This is a genomic window from Pseudomonas sp. Pseusp9 (assembly GCF_059491265.1).
In genome coordinates, this window is the sequence record NZ_CP168500.1 from 5,259,566 (window position 1) to 5,278,845 (window position 19,280).

Genomic DNA, 19,280 nt, shown 5'->3' on the forward strand with positions numbered 1-19,280 from the left:
CGTGTAAAACACCTGACTATCGATAAAAACTCATTGAAGCCATGACGTCAGCGCATGCCTCATGCAGGAGCGAGCTTGCTCGCGAATGATGCATGAACGACGCGGGCTGTCTGACTCCCCGCGTTATCGTTGACGTCCATCGCGAGCAGGCTCGCTCCTACAGGAGAGGGCCTTCAGACGGCCCGAATCACGTGTTTGATTTCCTGGAAAGCCTGCAAGCCCCACGGCCCCAATTCACGGCCGATGCTGCTCTGCTTGTAGCCGCCCCAGGCGGTCTGCGGGAAGATCACCTGCGGCGCGTTGATCCACACAAGCCCCGCCTGCAAAGCGTTGGCGACGCGGTCGGCGGTCTCGGCATTGCGCGTCACCACACTGGCGACCAGGCCAAACTGGCTGTCGTTGGCCAGGGCAATCGCCTCGGCTTCAGAGGCGAAACGGCGTACGCAGATCACCGGGCCGAAAATCTCTTCATTCCACAGCGCACTGTCGAGGGGCACTTCGGTGAAGACTGTCGGCTGCAAAAAATATCCGCGCGGCAGATCGGCCGGGCGATTGCCGCCGCAAACCAGCTTGGCGCCGGCACTCAAACCACGGTCGATGTGACCGAGCACGCGCTGGTACTGCGCCTGATTGACCAGGGCGCCCATTTCCACGTTCGGGTCGAACGGGTCGGCCACGCGAATCGCTTCGGCACGGGCCTTCACGCGGGTCAGAAACTCGTCGGCCAGCTCATTGGCGACCAGCACGCGGCTGGTGGCGGAACACATTTGCCCGGCGTTGAAGAAACCACCGCCGCAAGCCACTTCCACCGCCAGGTCGATATCGGCATCGGCCAGCACCAGCAGCGAAGATTTGCCGCCCAGTTCCAGGCTCACGCCCTTGACGGTTTCCGCCGCACGCTGCATGACCTGCACGCCGACCGCATTGCTGCCGGTGAACGACACCTTGGCGATGCGCGGGTCAGCCGACAGCGGAGCGCCAACGGCCAGGCCGGTGCCGCACACCAGGTTGAAGACACCGGCAGGCAAGCCGGCCTGGGCAATAATCGTCGCCAGTTCCAGTTCCGGCAGCGGCGTCACTTCCGAAGGCTTGAGCACCACGCAGCAACCGGCGGCCAGGGCCGGGGCGAGTTTCCACGCGGTGGTGACCATCGGGAAGTTCCACGGCACGATCAGGCCAACTACACCGCAGGGTTCACGACGCAGCCGAGCGCTGAAGTCATCGCTCGGCAGCTCTACTGCGCTGTCCTGTTTCGCGTCCAGGCCTTCGGCCAGACCGGCGTAATACTCGAACGTGGCGATCACGTCATCGACGTCGATCGCGGCTTCGAACTGCGGCTTGCCGTTGTTGCTCGACTGCAGGTGCATCAGTTTTTCGCGATTGGCCTGCACGCCCGCGGCGATTTTGCGCAGGATCGCGCCGCGTTCGGCGCCCGTAGTTTTCGACCAGACGGCGAACGCCTGGGTCGCCGCGCTCACGGCTTGATCGACCGCGTGTTCATCACCACCGTTCACCGTGGTCAACAGGGCTTCGGTCGCCGGATTGATCACGCGCAGGTGTTCATTGCCGGCCGACCATTGGCCATTGATGTACAAGCCATCCAGGGTAGTCGGGAAACTCATTTCGACACCGCCTTCATCCATTCGGTCTGATCGATTTCAATCAGGGTCGGGCCCTGGCGATCGGTGGCCACGCACAATGCGCCGCGCAATTGCTCGACACTGCTGACGGCTTCGGCCGCGCAACCCAATGCCTTGGCCACACCAATAAAGTCCGGGGTGTAGATATCCACGCCGACCGGCTCGATGGCGCGGTTGACCATGTACTTCTTGATCTCTTCGTAGCCCTGGTTATTCCACAGCAGCACGATCACCGGGGTACGCGCTTCAACGGCACTGGCCAGTTCCGGCAGGGTGAATTGCAGGCCGCCGTCGCCGATCAGGCATACCACCGGCGGGCGACTGCCGCTTTCAGCGCTGCCGCCGAGCCAGGCGCCAATCGCCGCCGGCAAGGCATAACCGAGGGTGCCGTAACCGGTGGACGAGTTGAACCAGCGACGCGGACGCTCCGGATTGAACGTCAGGTTGCCGGTGTACACCGGCTGGGTCGAATCGCCGACGAACACAGCGTCCGGCAGCTCGTGCAGCACGGTTTCCAGGAAACGGGTCTGGGCCAGGGTCGGTGCGTCCCAGGTAGCAGCCAGGTCTTCACGCAGACGAGCGGCGCGTACTTGCCCCCAATCGTTGCGGCGCTCGGCCAGGGATTTGTGCGACAAGGCGCTGAGCAAGGCCTGGGCGGCATTGCGCGAGTCGGCGACCAAGGCCACGTGCGGCGGGTAGTTGCGCACAGTCTGGTCCGGGTCGATGTCGATGCGCAGCAACTGGCCCGGAATCTCGAAGCCACCGGCGAAGGTCACGTCGTAGTCGGTCTCGGCCAGTTCGGTGCCGATGGCCAATACCACATCGGCCTCGGCGACCAGCGCACGGGTGGCGACCAGGCTCTGGGTCGAACCGATCAGCAGCGGGTGGCCGGAGGCGAGCATGCCCTTGGCATTGATGGTCAGGGCTACCGGTGCGTCCAGCAGCTCGGCCAGCTCGGTCAGCTCGGCCGCCGCGTCGATTGCACCGCCGCCGGCGAGAATCAGCGGGCGCTTGGCGCCGGCCAGCAAATCGGTCATGCGCGACACGGCGCTCGGCGAAGCACCGGCGCGGTCGACGTTGACCGGCAGGCTGGTGAGCAGGTCGTCAGCGTCTTCAACCAACACATCCAGTGGAATCTCAATGTGTACCGGACGCGGGCGGCCGGCCTGGAACAGGGCAAAGGCGCGAGCCAGCACGCCTGGTAATTCCGACGCCGACATCAGGGTGTGGGAGAATGCCGCGACACCAGCGCACAATGCGCCCTGGTTCGGCAGCTCATGCAGCTTGCCGCGACCGCCGCCCAACTGGCTGCGCGATTGCACGCTGGAGATCACCAGCATCGGGATCGAATCGGCGTAGGCCTGGCCCATCGCGGTGGTGATGTTGGTCATGCCTGGGCCGGTGATGATGAAGCACACGCCAGGTTTGCCGCTGGTGCGGGCGTAGCCGTCGGCCATGAAACCGGCGCCCTGTTCATGGCGCGGCGTGACGTGGTTGATGCTCGAACGGGCCAGCCCGCGATACAACTCCACGGTATGAACCCCCGGAATGCCGAACACCTGCTCGACTCCGTAGTTTTCGAGTAACTTGACCAATACTTCGCCGCACGTCGCCATGTCTTTGCCCTTCTTGTTCGTTTGAGACGCCGGGCATGCGCTGTGTTTATGATGGATTCGCAGGCCCGGGAATGGCCTCATTGGAACGGGCGACACGTAGCCGCAACAATGGATAAAAAGTCATACTAGCCATGTCCTCACGTCATACCTTGGATCCCAATGAAACGACTGCCTCCCCTGCCGGCGCTGCACACATTCCTGATTACCGCGCAGTGCTGCAATTTCACCCGGGCTGCCGAACAGCTGTTTATCACCCAGGGCGCGGTGAGTCGGCAGATCGCCGGGCTGGAAGATTTTCTGGGTTATGAGCTGTTCGTCCGTCAGGCGCGAGGCCTGGACCTGACCGCCGAAGGACGGGAATGGCTGCCACGGGTGCAGCAGATTTTCGGCCTGATCGACGAGGCGGTGGAGCAGATCGGCAAAAAGCGCGAAACCCTGCAACTCAAGGCGCCGACCTGCGTCATGCGCTGGTTGCTGCCGCGCCTGTTGCAATGGCAAAGAGAGCGCCCGGACGTGCCGGTGGAGCTGACCACCACGGTCAAGCACGGCGTGGATTTTCATCGCGAACAGTTCGATGCGGCGGTGATGTACGGCCCGCCGCCGGACGATTCATTGATGTCGCAGAAACTCTTCGATGAACAACTCACGCCGGTGTGTTCCAGGCCGATGCTCGAAGGCCCCATGCCCCTGCAGACTCCGGCCGATCTGCAACAACACCTGCTGTTGCACCCGACCCGCGATGAACGGGACTGGAAGGCCTGGCTGAAAGCCGCGGACGTACAGTTGAGCAATGTAGGCAAGGGCCAGCATTTCGAAACACTGGACCTGGCGATGTCGATGGCGTCCCAGGGAACGGGGGTGGCGATTGGCGACTGGTCGCTGATCGGCGATGACCTGAACGCCGGGCGGCTGGTCATGCCATTCGAATTGAAGGTGACAACGGGGCTGGCGTATTACCTGGTGTTCCCCGAAAAACCCGGGCCTTCGCCGAGGTTGCGTGAATTGATGGGTTGGCTGGTGGAGCAGGCGCAAAGCCGCTGAACAATACCCTGTAGGAGCGAGTTTACTCGCGATGAACCTGAGAACTCCGCGGGGTATCAGGTTCCCAGCGTTATCGTTGGCGATCATCGCGAGCAAGCTCGCTCCTACAGGAGATCAGTGACCTCAATACCCGACAGTAAACCGTTGCTGCGAATGCTTCGGTGCTTCCACTTCATCGAGCATCGCAATCGCGTAATCGGCGAACGTGATCCAACTGCGCCCTGCGCTGCTCACCAGCAAATCGTCCTTGCCGATGCGGAACTTGCCCGTACGCTCACCCTCGACAAACTCCGCCGACGGCGACAGAAAAGTCCAGTCCAGTTGCTTTTCCTGACGCAGGACTTCCAGAAACACAGCACCGGCACCCGCTTCGGCCTTGTATTCTGCCGGGAAGCCTTGGCTGTCGATCACCCGGGTACCGTCCGGCAACAACAACGAGCCGGCGCCGCCTACCACCAGCAGGCGCTTGACCCCGGCGTTCTGCACAGGCCCGATCACGGCACTGGCTGGCAGGGTGGCGAAATGCGCCGCGCTGATCACCACATCATGACCGGCGACGGCGGCTTGCAGGGCAGCGGCATCAAGGGCATCGACATTTTTGCTGACCACACCGTTACGCTGACCGATCTTCGACGTGTCGCGGGCGATGGCAGTGACGCTGTGGCCACGACGCAGGGCCTCTTCCAGCAATTGGCTACCGGCACGACCGGTGGCCCCGATGATTGCGATTTTGCTCATGACATTCTCCAACAGGTTGGGTAGCTCAATGGGTTACCACTTCATCTCGCCCTTCGCGACCTTGGCACTCAGCTCAAGAGAGCTTTCGTCACCCAGGGTCGGGAAGCGTTTTTTCATCGCGGCGATCAGCGCGGCAGAATCCTTGGCCTTGGCCGTTTCTTCATCAAAGGCCTTGATGTAAACGGCGGTGAACTGCACAGAGGCCAATGAACCCGTGCTGGCGCCCAAGTAATGACCCGGTACCACGGTCTGCGGTTTCAGGGTTTCAATGGAATGCAGCGTAGCCAACCAATCGGCGTGGGATTGTGGCGTTTGGGTGTCTGCCATCCATACGTGGATGTTTTGCGCTACCACGACACCGCCGACTACGGCCTTGATCGATGGAATCCACACGAAGCTGCGATCCGGCTGCGGACCCTCAAGCCCCACCACCTGCAGCTTCTGCCCTTCGAGGATCAGGCTGTCGCCCTTGAGCACGTCCGGCACGATGGTTTTGGCCGGCACATCGGCCCCCATTTTCGGGCCCCAGAATGCCAGCTTGCCGTCGACGGTGTGCTTGATGTGGTCAACGGTCGGCTGTGAAGCAAGGACCCTGGCCTTGGGGAACGCGGCCGTCAGGGTGTCGAGGCCGAAGTAGTAGTCCGGATCACCGTGACTGATGTAGATGGTGGTCAGCTGCTTGCCGCTGGCGCGGATTTTCTCCACCACCTGTTCGGCCTGGGACTTGCCAAATTGCGCATCCACCAGAATCGCTTCCTTTTCGCCGCTGACCAGCACCGAGGTCACCGGGAAGATGGCTTTTTCACCGGGGTTGTAGACATCCAGCGTCAGGGTCGAGGCGGCTGCATGGGCGGCGAAACCGAGGGTAGCGCTTGCCAGTAATACACGCTTGAGAAGGGTGAATCCGATCATCTGTTGCTCCGTTGCCCGAATGCCTTGATTGGCGAATGCCTTTTTGTAGGAGCGAGCCTGCTCGCGATGGACTCGACGCCGCCGCGTATAACCGGTATCCCGCGTTATCGTTAACGACCATCGCGAGCAGGCTCGCTCCTACACAGAGGAACAGAGCTTAGTTGCCTGACTCAGTACAAAAAATGCGATGCTTGAACATAGTTTGTTTCTGAAAGCGGGCAAATCATGGATCGTCTTCAAGCAATGCGTGTGTTCGTCACGGTGGTCGACCTCGGCAGCCAGTCGGCCGCCGCCGATCATCTGGAGCTGTCACGGCCGGTGGTGTCGCGGTATCTGGCGGAACTGGAAGACTGGGTCGGTGCGCGCCTGATGCACCGCACCACGCGCAAATTGAGCCTGACCGCCGCCGGCAATGAGATCCTGCCGCGCTGCCGGCAGATGCTCGACTTGTCCACCGACATGCAAGCCGCCGTCAGCGAACCGGATGACGCACCGCGCGGTTTGCTGCGGATCAGCGTCAGCACCTCATTCGGCCAGGCGCAACTGGCCGATGCCATGGCCGCCTATGTGCGACGCTACCCCGGCGTCAGCATCGACATGCAGATGCTCGATCGCACCGTGAACCTGGTGGATGAGCGCATCGACCTGGCGATCCGCACCAGCAACGACCTGGACCCGAACCTGATCGCCCGTCGCCTGACGGTTTGCCGCTCGGTGATCTGCGCTTCCCCCGCTTACCTGCGCGAGCACCCGGCACCGCAACGGGTCGAGGACCTGAGCCTGCACAACTGCCTGACCCATTCCTACTTCGGCAAAAGCCTCTGGCATTTCGAGCAGGACGGCGAACAGGTTTCAGTACCGGTGCAGGGCAACATCAGCGCCAACGAGGCCAGCACGCTGTTGCGCGCAACAATCGCCGGTGCCGGGGTGGCGATGCTGCCCACGTACCAGGCCGGCGTGCACATCCACAGCGGCGAACTGATTCGCCTGCTGCCCACGGCCGAACCCCGGCAAATGAACGTGTATGCCGTGTATGCCTCGCGCAAGCACATGCCGGCGGCATTGCGCAGCCTGTTGGATTTTCTGGTGCTTAGATTTCCGCAAGAACCGGAGTGGGATGTGGGTCTTTGAGCAGGATTCTGTGGGAGCGGGCTTGCCCGCGATAGCGGTTAATCACTCAGCACTGTTGTCGACTGACCTGACGCCATCGCGGGCAAGCCCGCTCCCACAGGGGTCATCAGTGTTTTGAATACCGCTTCAATTGCCAAACCCGGCTTGCTGGCAACTCACCGGCGCTGACCTATGCTCAAAGTAATACCGAAAGGTATTCGTTCAGAGGTCAACGCCATGAACATCAAGACACGAAGATACCTTGCGATCTTCATCACCTGTGCAGTCACGCTCGGGTTGTATGGCGCTGCCGCCTGGCGCGTCGAGCAACTGCGCAACCTGCCCCGGGATTACGCGAGCTGCAACTTCGAGCGCTGCATTCCCCACAACGCCACCCTCAACGCCCTCCGGTAACGAAGGGGGTCAGGCTTCGTTGTCCTGATCGGCCTTCAAGCGGTCGCGGAACGCCTTGGGTGAAATCCCCACACGACGCCGGAACAGGCGCGTGAAGTTGGTCGGATCGGAAAACCCCAACACGTCGGACATTTCATAAATGGTCATGCTGGTGTAGGTCAGCAAACGCTTGGCCTCCAGCAACTGCCGTTCGTGCACGATCTGCAACGCCGGCTGCCCTGCCAGCTCACGACAGGTACCGTTGAGGTGCGACACGGAAATCCCCAGCCGGTGCGCCAGGTCCTCGACCTTGACGTGCTGGCGATAGGTCTCTTCCACCAATTGAATAAAACCGTTGAGGTACTCCTGGGCCCGCTGCGGTCGCGCCATGGCGGTGCGACGCTGGATCACCTGGCGGCTGACCCACACCACAATCACGCTGACCAGCGAATGCATGAGCATTTCCCGCGCCGGTTGATGACCGTTGTATTCATCCTGCAAGGCACTGAACAGGCTGTTGAGGTACTCGGCGTCATTGCCTGCCGAGTAGCTTTCAGCCTGGGCCAGGGCATTGACCGATTGTCCCAGCTGCATCTGCAGGTGGGCGATCAGCGGTGCAGCCAGGGTCACGACAAAACCCTCCACGTCTTCGCCAAAGCGAAAGCCGTGCACCGACAGCGGTGGCAGGATCTGGATGACCGGTTCCACCAGTTGCGTGCGTCTGCCTTCGATTTCAAGCTCTGCCTGACCTTTGAATACGAAGAGCAACTGGCACAAATCAGCGTGACGATGGGGTTTGATTTCCCAATGATGTTCGCTACTGCGTTTGGAAATGGTTTCACAGTGCAGCAAGTCCGGGGTCGGCCAATCCAGGCTTTCACCGTAGAGCTTGAACACCGGAATCGAAGGCATGTCAGGCTTGTTCATCACTTCAATCCAGGCCTCGGAGTAGATGACGGGCGATAATCGCACCGATTGGCAGAATGTACAGCTATCGACTCAGTTTTCACCTTCAATTGACAGACTCGCAAGGGAAAAATGCAAGCACTCGATCCATAAAAATCATTCACCGGCCCTGGTCGCGTGAAGCTTGCGAGCCATAAAAACAATGAAAACGTTGAAAACCCAGGTCGCCATCATTGGTGCCGGCCCATCAGGCTTGTTGCTCGGCCAATTGCTGCACAACGCCGGCATCGACACCCTCATTCTAGAACGTCAGACCCCGGACTATGTACTCGGCCGAATCCGCGCCGGCGTGCTTGAGCAAGGCATGGTAGAGCTGTTGCGTCAGGCCGGTGTAAACCAGCGCATGGACGCCGAGGGACTGGTGCATGGCGGCTTCGAACTGGCCCTCGACGGGCGCCGGGTGCACATCGATCTGCACGCCCTGACGGATGGCAAAAGCGTGATGATCTACGGCCAGACCGAAGTCACCCGCGACCTGATGGCCGCTCGTCGGGAGGCCGGCGCGCAGACGATTTATCAAGCCGAAAATGTCGTCCCCCACGGCCTGAAAACCGATGAAGCGTTTGTCACTTTTGAAAAGGACGGTGAGACCTGGCGAGTCGATTGCGACTACATCGCCGGTTGCGACGGCTTCCATGGGGTGGCGCGGCAATCGATTCCCGCCGACAGGCTGAAAATCTTCGAACGGATCTATCCCTTCGGCTGGCTGGGGATTCTGGCCGATACCCCGCCGGTCCACGATGAGCTGGTCTACGCCCGCCATGAGCGCGGTTTCGCCCTGTGCAGCATGCGCTCATCGACACGCACCCGTTATTACCTGCAGGTACCCACCAGCGACCATGTCGAAAACTGGTCGGACCAACGCTTCTGGGACGAACTCAAGTCGCGCTTGCCGCAAGCGTTGGCGGACAGACTGGTCACGGGGCCATCCATCGAAAAGAGCATCGCGCCGCTGCGCAGCTTCGTGGTCGAACCGATGCAGTACGGGCGAATGTTCCTGGTCGGCGATGCCGCGCACATCGTCCCGCCCACTGGTGCCAAGGGCTTGAACCTGGCAGCCAGTGACGTCAGTACCCTGTTCAACATTCTGCTCAGGGTTTACCGCGAGGATCGCGTCGATTTGCTGGAGAAGTACTCCGAAATTTGCCTGCGCAGGGTGTGGAAGGCTGAGCGGTTTTCCTGGTGGATGACTTCGATGCTGCACCGTTTCGACGACAACGATGCCTTCAGCCAGCGCATTGCCGAATCGGAACTGGAGTACTTCATCGGCTCTGAAGCGGGTCGCAAGACCATTGCGGAAAATTACGTCGGGCTTCCATACGAGACTATCGAATAGCTTGCTATCGACTTACACTGGCGAGCATCCCCGCTCGCCTTGCTCCCTGCGGGTCAATCACTGCCCACAGGTTTCCCGTGACCAATCTCCACCAGCCTGAAACGCCCAAACCCGCCATCCGCAGCGTGCTGATCGCCCTGATGCTGGCGATCTTTCTCGGGGCGCTGGACCAGACCATCGTCGCCGTTTCGATGCCGGCCATTTCCGCGCAGTTCAAGGACGTCAGCCTGTTGGCCTGGGTAATTTCCGGCTACATGGTGGCCATGACCGTGGCGGTGCCGATCTACGGCAAATTGGGCGACCTGTACGGGCGGCGCAAGCTGATGCTGTTCGGTATGGGTTTGTTCACCCTGGCGTCGCTCTTTTGCGGCATGGCACAGAGCATGGAGCAACTGGTTCTGGCGCGAATCTTCCAGGGCATCGGGGCCGGCGGGATGATTTCGGTGAGCCAGGCGATCATCGGTGACATCGTGCCGCCACGGGAACGCGGCCGCTATCAGGGCTATTTCAGCAGCATGTACGCGGTGGCCAGCGTGGCCGGCCCGGTGCTCGGCGGCTACATGACCGAATACCTGTCCTGGCGCTGGGTGTTCCTGATCAACCTTCCGCTGGGCCTGGGCGCCTGGCTGGTGGCCTATCGCACGCTGGTGGGCCTGCCGATTCCGCAACGCAAACCGATCATCGATTACCTTGGCACCGTGTTGATGATCATCGGGCTGACCGCCTTGTTGCTGGGTATCACGCAGGTCGGCCAGGGGCACTCCTGGCGTAGCGCCGAAGTACTGGCGTTGCTCGCGTGCGCAGTGCTGGTGCTGGGGCTGTTTGTCGTTCACGAGCGGCGGGCACGGGAGCCCTTGCTGCCCATGCACCTGTTCGCCAACCGCAATGCGATCCTGTGCTGGTGCACGATTTTTTTCACCAGTTTCCAGGCCATTTCGCTGATTGTGCTGATGCCATTGCGCTTCCAGAGCGTGACCGGCGCCGGTGCCGACAGTGCCGCCCTGCATCTGTTGCCGCTGGCCATGGGCTTGCCGATTGGCGCGTATTTCGCCGGCCGCCGTACTTCCGTGACCGGACGATACAAGCCGATGATCCTCAGCGGTGCTGCCTTGATGCCCATCGCGATACTTGGCATGGCGTTCAGCCCGCCGCAGGCATTCGTCGTGAGCAGCCTGTTCATGTTGCTCTGCGGGATATCATCCGGCATGCAGTTCCCGACGTCATTGGTCGGCACGCAGAACTCGGTGGACCAGCGGGACATCGGCGTCGCCACCAGCACCACCAACCTCTTTCGTTCGCTAGGTGGTGCCGTGGGGGTGGCATTGATGTCGGCGCTGCTGTTGGCGTTGCTGCAGGACTCAAGTTTTGCGCACCTGGCCGGCTCGCCGCTGATCGTCGAGGGCAGTTCAGGCAATGTGCTGCTCGACGGTTTGAACGCCGCACCGGGTGATGCGCAGAACGCCTTGCGTGCCGAGTTGCTGTTGACGTTCCGGCACTTGCTGACGGTCAGCGCGGTGGTGTCGCTGCTGGGGCTGGCGGCAGCGATTGCCATGCCGAACATGTTGTTGCGCGGGCGCGAGGACAAGGTTCGCTAGGTAGACCGCGTCGCCTGTATTCGCGAGCAAGCCCGCTCCCACATTAGACCGCGTGCTCGGTCTAATGTGGGAGCGGGCTTGCTCGCGAAGGCGATCTGAGAGTCACTACGATTCAAGGGCTGTAATACCCGACCGCCACCAGAAAGTACCCGACCTTCCTCAGAGTCCTCCTGGCCGACGCGCTGATAGTCGACTTGCTTGCGCTCTACATTACTGCCGGGCGCGCAGTTGCTGCTGAAGGTTCTGGATCTGCGCCTGAAGGGTATTGATGTTGCGGGTGACCTGGCTGCGGAACGCATCGAACTCGGCGGTATTGCTCGAGCCCTGTGTGACCGCTGGACGGTTGTCCTGCTCGCTCTTGAGCACGATCATGTCCTGCTCGAGACGCTCGATGGCAGCGCTCGGGTTGCCTTGTTTCTTCAGTGCGGTGATATCGGCACCCAGGCTCTTCAGTTGTGCATCGAGCTTTTCCGAGTCGGACGGGGCACTTTTCAGGGCGGCCAATTCAGCGTTCAAGGCTTTGACCTGGGCCTGCAACTGAGTATTGGCCGTCTGATGTTCGTTGTTCTGGGCCGTCAACTGCGCCAGGCGTTTGTCCAGTTCTGTGGATTGTGCGGTCATTTGCGCCAGACGTTTGTCCAGGTCCGAGGCCTGGCCGGCGACACCTTGCTGCTGGGCGTTCTGGTCCTGGAGTTTGCTTTCCAGCTGGCGGATTTGCAGCTTCAAGGCCTCGCTGTCGGTGGTGACACTGGTCTGGCTGGCAACAACCTTTCCGGAAATATCCTGCAGGCGCCCTGCCGCCTCTTCACTGATTCGCGCAAAGCTCTCCTGGGTCGCCACCAGTTGCTGTTCCATCAGCGAAATCTGCTGAAAGCTCCACCAGGCCAGGCCCGCAAAAGCGAAGAACAACGCCCCGACCAATGCCCACAGGGCACCGGTGCCCGCCGCCTTGACCTTCACCACCGGCGCCGTGCGCGAATGCACGACCGTGCGGGCAGTGGGCGGAAAATCGTCATCGAGAACGTCTGCACGCAGGCTCGGGACATCATCGAAGTCGTCGTTGGCATCGTTACGCATGGACATTGAGTCAACCTTAGTCAATCACATAATGGCTTTATGCCGCGCAGTATAAACCCCACAGCCGTAACCATTGACCCTGAAGCCCTGTATCCGGTTCAGTAGGGGGGATCAAGCGAACGTCAGCGAACATCCTGAGCCTTCCACCAGCCACAGAATTCATCGAGCGAGGTCCAGAGGCTGACCTTGGGATCGTAATCCAGATAATGCCGGGCGCGGCTGATGTCCAGGGTGAAATTTTTGTTCATGACCTGCATGCCCAGACGCGACAGCGTCGGTTCGGGACGCCCCGGCCACAACTTGCACACCCCCTCATTGAGCGCTGCCACGCTGTAAGCCAGGCCGTAGGAACGGTAGCGGGTGACCTGTGGGACTTCCATATTGCGCATGACGTAATTGACCACGTCCCACAACGGAACCGGCGTGCCGTTGCTGATGTTGTAAGCCTTGCCCAGCGCGGAACCGCTGGCCAGCAAACCGCTGAGCAACGCCTCGTTGAGGTTTTGCACACTGGTGAAATCGACTTTGTTCAGACCGTTGCCGATGATCGCCAGACGCCCCTTGCGCTGCATGTTCAACAGGCGCGGGAAGATGCTCATGTCGCCAGCCCCGGTGACGAAACGCGGGCGCAGGGCCAGGGTTTCCAGACCGAACTCCTGGGCACCGAAGACTTTTTGCTCGGCCAGGTACTTGGTGGCGGCATAAGGGTGTTTGAAGCGCTTGGGCACCTGCTCTTCGGTCAGGCCCAGGTGATCGCGACCATCGAAGTAGATCGACGGCGACGACAAATGCACCAGCCGCCGAACCCGTTGTTTCAGGCAGGCTTCGACCACGTTCTCGGTGACCTGGACGTTGCCCTGATGGAAATCCTGATAACGCCCCCATAAACCGACGGCTCCGGCGCAATGCACCACGGCCTCGACATCCGAACACAGTTCGCGTGCCAGTTCCGGGTCGCTCAAATCGCCCTGGATGAACTCGGCTCCGCGGCGTACCAGATGTTCCACACTTTCGGCCCGGCGACCGTTGACCCGCACGTCCAGGCCCTGCTCCAGGGCAAAACGCGCAAAGCGCCCGCCGATGAAGCCGCTTGCGCCGGTAACCAGAATCTTCATGAATTGCTCCGAATATTTCGTTTTGCGTATTACGTGAGGTCTTGACGCTACGCGTCAGTCCAAGGGCACCAGCCATTGCTTCGATGCGCTGACCAATTGATCGGTGAGCAGCCCCAGCAACTGTCCGCCATTACGCCAATGATGCCAGTACAGAGGCACATCGATTGGCTTATCTGGCAGCAACTCCTGCAATACGCCCCTTTCAAGTTGCTCGCGTACCTGCAGTTCCGGAACCAGGCCCCAGCCCAACCCGGCTTCCGTCAGACGGATAAAGCCTTCCGACGACGGGCATAAATGGTGTTCGAAACCACCCTCGACGCCGAGGGACGCCAGATAACGATGCTGCAGGAAATCGTCCGGGCCAAATACCAACGCCGGGCTTCGGGCCAACTGGTCGGCACGTACGCCTTGCGGAAAATGCCGGGCAATAAAGGCGGGACTGGCCAGCGCACGGTAACGCATCGCCCCCAGCAGCACGCTGCGTGCGCCCGCCACCGGACGCTCGCTGGCGCAGACACAGGCCGCCACTTCACCGGCGCGCATGCGCTTGAGGCCAACGGTCTGGTCTTCGACCACCAGGTCCATCAACAGATGCTGCTCCGCGCAAAACGCCCCCACGGCTTGCGCCCACCAAGTGGCCAGGCTGTCGGCATTCAGGGCGATCCGCAGGCGCTCCGGCAGGCCCTCTTCATCCAGCGCCGGCACCAGGCTTTGCAGATCCCGCTCCAGCAAGCGCACCTGTTGCACGTGGTTGAGCAAGCGTCGACCGATTTCCGTCGGCGTTGGCGGCGTGGCCCGTACAAGCACCGGTTGGCCAACCCGTGCTTCCAGCAACTTGATGCGCTGGGAAATCGCCGATTGCGACAGGCCCAGCACCTGGGCCGCCCGTTCAAAACCGGCCTGTTCAACCACGGCGGCCAGGGCGGAAAGCAATTTATAGTCGAACATCAGTTTTCCTAATGAGCGATCAGCATGATTTGTTTTTCTTATACAGGCTTCACAAGGACAATGACCAGCAAGAACTCTTGAACAAGGATCACCCACATGGCTGGCGAAACTTCATTGGCAACGCTGCTGCGCAGCATGAGCCCGCAACTCAATGCCGGCGAATACGTGTTCTGCACCCTGCGCGACGGCAAATTGCCTGCGGATCTGGAAATTGTCGGCAGCTTCCGCGAACAGGAAGGCCTGACGGTGATTCTCGAACGCTCCCACGCCGAAAAAGCCGGGTTCAGCTTCGACTACATCGCCGCCTGGATCACCTTGAACGTGCATTCGGCCCTCGAAGCGGTCGGCCTGACCGCCGCGTTCGCCACGGCATTGGGCAACGCCGGCATCAGCTGCAACGTGATTGCCGGCTACTACCACGACCATTTGTTTGTCGGCCAGGCCGACGCCGACCGTGCCCTGCAGGTGTTGCGGGATCTGGCAGCCAACGCGGAGTAAAACGTCATGTGGCAAAGTTATGTGAACGGGCTGCTCGTGGCCTTCGGCCTGATCATGGCGATCGGCACCCAGAATGCGTTTGTCCTGGCGCAAAGCCTGCGGCGTGAACATCACCTGCCGGTTGCGGCACTCTGCGTGGCTTGCGACGCCCTGTTGGTGGCGGCCGGAGTATTTGGCCTGGCGACGGTACTGGCACAGAATCCGACACTGTTGGCGATTGCCCGCTGGGGCGGCGCAGCGTTTCTGTTGTGGTACGGCAGCCAGGCACTGCGCCGGGCCTTTTCGAAACAGAGCCTTGAGCAGGGCGAAAGCCAGACCGTACGCTCGCTGCGGGCGGTAATGCTCAGTGCGCTGGCGGTGACATTGCTCAACCCGCACGTCTATCTGGACACCGTTTTGCTGATCGGCTCCCTCGGCGCACAACAGACCGAGCCAGGCGCTTATGTCGTCGGCGCGGCCAGTGCCTCGCTGCTGTGGTTCTTCACCCTGGCGCTCGGTGCCGCATGGCTGGCACCGTGGCTCGCCCGCCCAAGTACCTGGCGAATTCTCGATCTGTTGGTGGCGGTGATGATGTTTGCCGTAGCGCTCCAGTTGATCGCGGCCATCTGACACGCACAACCTCTATTCCACACAGTTGTTGCGTGGTTATGCCGCCCCCCCGGTGCTATGATCCGACTCCCTGCGCCGCAAAGAGTACAAACTCCCCGGCGCTTGTCTGGCCGCCCGTGATCGGCCTTGCGCTCACCGCAACTGACCTGACTAGGAGAACCATCATGGCTTTCGAATTGCCGCCGCTGCCTTACGCACACGATGCCCTGCAGCCGCACATCTCCAAGGAAACCCTGGAGTTTCACCACGACAAGCACCACAACACCTACGTCGTGAACCTGAACAACCTGGTGCCAGGCACCGAGTTCGAAGGCAAGACCCTGGAAGAAATCGTCAAGACTTCCTCGGGCGGTATCTTCAACAACGCCGCTCAGGTCTGGAACCACACTTTCTACTGGAACTGCCTGGCGCCAAACGCTGGCGGTCAACCAACCGGCGCACTGGCTGAAGCCATCAACGCGGCTTTCGGTTCGTTCGACAAGTTCAAGGAAGAGTTCAGCAAGACGTCCATCGGCACCTTCGGTTCCGGTTGGGGCTGGCTGGTGAAGAAGGCTGACGGTTCCCTGGCCCTGGCCAGCACCATCGGCGCCGGCAACCCGCTGACCAACGGCGACACCCCGCTGCTGACCTGCGATGTCTGGGAACACGCTTACTACATCGACTACCGCAACCTGCGTCCGAAGTACGTCGAAGCGTTCTGGAACCTGGTCAACTGGAAGTTCGTGGCTGAGCAGTTCGAAGGCAAAACCTTCACCGCTTAAGCTCGATGCCAGTCAAAAAACCCGGCTTTGTGCCGGGTTTTTTATTGCCCGGGATTCTCAGCGTTCGGCAGGGCCCCTTCGCGAGCAGGCTCGCTCCTACAGGTCACCACCGAGCCAGTGGGAGCGAGCCTGCTCGCGAAAAACGCCGGGACACCGCGGGGATTTCGACAGCCCGCGTCATCGTTGACGTCCATCGCGAGCAGGCTCGCTCCTACAGGGCCGAGCGTTAGCTCGCCTGCCGCTCTTGATCTTGATCCACCCGCCCCCTCGGCAGGCTGAGTGGAGGTGTTCATCCGGGGACTGGCGCGCAGCGCCGTTCGACGCAGTCGAACCCATTGCATGTAGGTCGCGCGCAGCCGACCGGAGGGCAATGCCCCCGGATGAATGCCGGAGCGAAGGAACCCCGAGCCTTGGCGAGGGGCCGTACGTTTGGGGCGAGTCATACCCGAGCGTTTTTTTGCTTACTTTTTTTAGGCGCTTGTAAAAAAAGTGAGTCGCCGTAAGGGCGAAACCATCAGTCGCCGTTACCAAAAAAACGGATATGTACCCCACCCAAACCCGCACGAAGCCAATATCCCAAGATGAAACCAGCCTCCAGCCCCTTGCCCCACCGCCACTGCCGACTAACATCAATCAAAAGGAAAATATCTCCACCCCGCCCCTCAAGTTGAAGGACTCGACAACCGACACAGTGCTAATAGGCAAACTCGCCAGGACAACTGCAAATCGGCCAAGCTGCAGGCAAAATCCCTCAAGGATGATTGTCCCTTTGACTGCCATCACGGGATTGCCAATACTCATGGCAACTTGATGCTACCCGCACGGAACAAGGAATAACCCTTTGAAGCTGGAACTCAAGAACAGCTTGTCGGTGAAGTTGCTCCGGGTCGTACTCCTGTCGGCATTGATCGTCGGCGTGGTCTTGAGCTGCGCGCAGATCGTGTTCGATGCCTATAAAACACGCCAGGCCGTTGCCGGCGATGCCGAGCGCATCCTCGACATGTTTCGCGACCCCTCGACCCAGGCCGTCTACAGCCTGGACCGGGAAATGGGCATGCAGGTGATCGAAGGCCTGTTTCAGGACGACGCCGTGCGCCAGGCCTCCATCGGCCACCCCAACGAAGCCATGCTCGCGCAAAAATCCCGCGAGCTGCAGCACTCCAACAGTCGCTGGCTGACCGACCTGATTCTTGGCAAGGAACGCACCTTCACCACCCAACTGGTCGGTCGCGGGCCTTACAGCGAGTATTACGGCGACCTGAGCATCACCCTCGATACCGCCACCTATGGTCAGGGGTTCATTATCAGCTCGGTGATCATCTTCATCTCCGGGGTACTGCGCGCGCTCGCCATGGGGCTGGTGTTGTATCTGGTCTATCACTGGCTGCTGACCAAGCCGCTGTCACGGATCATCGAGCACCTCACGGAGATCAATCCGGACCGTCCCAGCGAACACAAGATTCCGCTGCTCAAGGGCCACGAGAAAAACGAACTGGGTATCTGGATCAACACCGCCAACCAATTGCTCGAATCCATCGAACGCAATACCCATCTGCGCCACGAAGCGGAAAACAGCCTGTTGCGCATGTCCCAATACGATTTCCTGACCGGGCTGCCCAACCGCCAGCAATTGCAGCAGCAACTGGACAAGATCCTCATCGACGCCGGCAGGCTGCAGCGCCGGGTCGCGGTATTGTGCGTCGGCCTCGATGACTTCAAGGGCATCAACGAGCAGTTCAGCTACCAGACCGGCGACCAGTTGCTGCTGGCCCTGGCCGACCGCCTGCGCGGCCACAGCGGTCGCCTGGGCGCCCTCGCCCGCCTCGGTGGCGACCAGTTCGCCCTGGTCCAGGCGGATATCGAGCAACCCTACGAAGCCGCCGAGCTGGCGCAAAGCATTCTCGATGATCTGGAAGCGGCGTTCGCCCTCGATCATCAGGAGATCCGCCTGCGCGCCACCATCGGCATCACCCTGTTCCCCGAGGACGGCAACAGCACCGAGAAGTTGCTGCAAAAGGCCGAGCAGACCATGACGCTGGCCAAGACCCGCTCGCGCAATCGCTATCAGTTCTATATCGCCAGCGTCGACACCGAAATGCGTCGCCGCCGCGAACTGGAAAAAGACCTGCGCGATGCCCTGATCCGCAATCAGTTCTACCTCGTCTACCAGCCGCAGATCAGCTACCGCGACAACCGCGTGGTGGGCGTCGAAGCCCTGATTCGCTGGCAACATCCCGAACACGGCCTGGTGCCGCCAGACCTGTTCATCCCGCTGGCCGAACAGAACGGCACCATCATTGCCATCGGCGAATGGGTGCTGGACCAGGCCTGCAAACAACTACGCGAGTGGCATGACCAGGGCTTCAGCGACCTGCGCATGGCGGTAAACCTGTCCACGGTTCAATTGCACCACGCCGAATTGCCACGGGTGGTCAACAACCTGCTGCAGATGTACCGCCTGCCGCCACGTAGCCTGGAGCTGGAAGTCACCGAAACCGGCCTGATGGAAGACATCAGCACGGCGGCCCAGCACCTGCTCAGCCTGCGTCGCTCCGGTGCGCTGATCGCCATCGATGACTTCGGAACCGGCTATTCATCCTTGAGCTATCTCAAGAGCCTGCCACTGGACAAGATCAAGATCGACAAGAGCTTCGTTCAGGACCTGCTCGATGACGACGACGATGCGACCATCGTTCGCGCCATCATCCAGCTGGGCAAGAGCCTGGGCATGCAGGTGATCGCCGAAGGCGTGGAAACCGCCGAGCAAGAGGCCTACATCATTTCCGAAGGCTGCCACGAAGGTCAGGGTTATCACTACAGCAAGCCGTTGCCGGCACGGGAACTGGGCGTTTACCTGAAGCAGGCCCAACGCAGTAACGCCGCTATTTTGTAAAAAAAACGCAACCCTGTTTTTTGTAGGAGCGA

Annotated in this window: 17 protein-coding genes; 9 read left to right on the plus strand and 8 right to left on the minus strand. The window is 60.8% G+C overall.

Translation table 11 applies throughout. The features are described from left to right. Positions 1–173: 173 nt before the first annotated feature. Both ACEN8E_RS23905 and ACEN8E_RS23910 read right to left on the minus strand, forming a co-directional pair. Positions 174–1,622, minus strand: coding sequence for an aldehyde dehydrogenase family protein (locus tag ACEN8E_RS23905; protein WP_495590114.1), 1,449 nt, complete (start codon positions 1,620–1,622; stop codon positions 174–176). Beyond that, positions 1,619–3,256, minus strand: coding sequence for a 5-guanidino-2-oxopentanoate decarboxylase (locus ACEN8E_RS23910; RefSeq protein ID WP_495590115.1), 1,638 nt, complete (start codon positions 3,254–3,256; stop codon positions 1,619–1,621). Before ACEN8E_RS23910 ends, ACEN8E_RS23905 begins: the two co-directional genes overlap by 4 nt. 159 nt (positions 3,257–3,415) lie before the next feature. On the opposite strand from ACEN8E_RS23910, the gene ACEN8E_RS23915 reads away from it, so the two are divergent. Next, positions 3,416–4,297, plus strand: a complete 882-nt coding sequence (locus ACEN8E_RS23915) for a LysR substrate-binding domain-containing protein (RefSeq protein WP_495590116.1) — start codon at positions 3,416–3,418, stop codon at positions 4,295–4,297. 123 nt (positions 4,298–4,420) lie between these two features. Here the strand turns inward: ACEN8E_RS23915 and ACEN8E_RS23920 are convergent, their stop codons facing one another. Beyond that, the gene (locus ACEN8E_RS23920) at positions 4,421–5,035 is read right to left on the minus strand and encodes an NAD(P)-dependent oxidoreductase (RefSeq protein WP_495590117.1); all 615 of its coding nucleotides are present in this window, start codon (positions 5,033–5,035) and stop codon (positions 4,421–4,423) included. A 33-nt stretch (positions 5,036–5,068) separates the two neighbouring features. After that, positions 5,069–5,947 carry an MBL fold metallo-hydrolase gene (locus tag ACEN8E_RS23925; protein ID WP_495590118.1) on the minus strand — a complete coding sequence of 293 codons (879 nt, stop codon included), beginning with the start codon at positions 5,945–5,947 and terminating at the stop codon, positions 5,069–5,071. 225 nt (positions 5,948–6,172) lie between these two features. On the opposite strand from ACEN8E_RS23925, the gene ACEN8E_RS23930 reads away from it, so the two are divergent. Further along, complete coding sequence (locus ACEN8E_RS23930) at positions 6,173–7,078, plus strand: LysR family transcriptional regulator (protein WP_495590119.1); 906 nt, start codon at positions 6,173–6,175, stop codon at positions 7,076–7,078. 216 nt (positions 7,079–7,294) lie between these two features. Then, the gene (locus ACEN8E_RS23935) at positions 7,295–7,471 is read left to right on the plus strand and encodes a hypothetical protein (protein WP_172901564.1); all 177 of its coding nucleotides are present in this window, start codon (positions 7,295–7,297) and stop codon (positions 7,469–7,471) included. Between the two features lie 9 nt (positions 7,472–7,480). Here the strand turns inward: ACEN8E_RS23935 and ACEN8E_RS23940 are convergent, their stop codons facing one another. Further along, positions 7,481–8,377 carry a helix-turn-helix domain-containing protein gene (locus ACEN8E_RS23940; RefSeq protein WP_495590120.1) on the minus strand — a complete coding sequence of 299 codons (897 nt, stop codon included), beginning with the start codon at positions 8,375–8,377 and terminating at the stop codon, positions 7,481–7,483. A 181-nt stretch (positions 8,378–8,558) separates the two neighbouring features. On the opposite strand from ACEN8E_RS23940, the gene pobA reads away from it, so the two are divergent. Both pobA and ACEN8E_RS23950 read left to right on the plus strand, forming a co-directional pair. Further along, positions 8,559–9,752 carry a 4-hydroxybenzoate 3-monooxygenase gene (pobA, locus tag ACEN8E_RS23945; protein ID WP_495590121.1) on the plus strand — a complete coding sequence of 398 codons (1,194 nt, stop codon included), beginning with the start codon at positions 8,559–8,561 and terminating at the stop codon, positions 9,750–9,752. A gap of 77 nt (positions 9,753–9,829) precedes the next feature. Further along, complete coding sequence (locus ACEN8E_RS23950) at positions 9,830–11,347, plus strand: MDR family MFS transporter (protein ID WP_495590122.1); 1,518 nt, start codon at positions 9,830–9,832, stop codon at positions 11,345–11,347. A 210-nt stretch (positions 11,348–11,557) separates the two neighbouring features. On the opposite strand, the gene ACEN8E_RS23955 is transcribed toward ACEN8E_RS23950, so the two are convergent. From ACEN8E_RS23955 to ACEN8E_RS23965, 3 genes are all read right to left on the minus strand, one after another. Next, positions 11,558–12,430, minus strand: coding sequence for an ATPase (locus ACEN8E_RS23955; protein ID WP_495590123.1), 873 nt, complete (start codon positions 12,428–12,430; stop codon positions 11,558–11,560). A 116-nt stretch (positions 12,431–12,546) separates the two neighbouring features. Beyond that, positions 12,547–13,539: an NAD-dependent epimerase/dehydratase family protein gene (locus ACEN8E_RS23960; protein ID WP_495590124.1), complete on the minus strand. Its 993-nt coding sequence runs from the start codon at positions 13,537–13,539 to the stop codon at positions 12,547–12,549. Positions 13,540–13,593: 54 nt separating this feature from the next. Next, entirely contained in the window at positions 13,594–14,487 is an 894-nt protein-coding gene (locus ACEN8E_RS23965) for a LysR family transcriptional regulator ArgP (protein WP_495590125.1), read from the minus strand. A 96-nt stretch (positions 14,488–14,583) separates the two neighbouring features. Between ACEN8E_RS23965 and ACEN8E_RS23970 the strand changes: the two genes are divergently transcribed. The 4 genes from ACEN8E_RS23970 (at position 14,584) to ACEN8E_RS23985 (ending at position 19,248) form a co-directional block, all read left to right on the plus strand. Next, entirely contained in the window at positions 14,584–14,985 is a 402-nt protein-coding gene (locus tag ACEN8E_RS23970) for an ACT domain-containing protein (protein WP_495590126.1), read from the plus strand. A 6-nt stretch (positions 14,986–14,991) separates the two neighbouring features. Continuing rightward, entirely contained in the window at positions 14,992–15,594 is a 603-nt protein-coding gene (locus tag ACEN8E_RS23975; protein ID WP_111279814.1) for a LysE/ArgO family amino acid transporter, read from the plus strand. Positions 15,595–15,758: 164 nt separating this feature from the next. Continuing rightward, positions 15,759–16,355 (plus strand): superoxide dismutase, encoded by a 597-nt coding sequence (locus ACEN8E_RS23980; protein ID WP_008022038.1) that lies wholly within the window; start codon positions 15,759–15,761, stop codon positions 16,353–16,355. Between the two features lie 841 nt (positions 16,356–17,196). Next, the gene (locus ACEN8E_RS23985; protein WP_495590127.1) at positions 17,197–19,248 is read left to right on the plus strand and encodes a putative bifunctional diguanylate cyclase/phosphodiesterase; all 2,052 of its coding nucleotides are present in this window, start codon (positions 17,197–17,199) and stop codon (positions 19,246–19,248) included. Positions 19,249–19,280 lie beyond the last annotated feature (32 nt).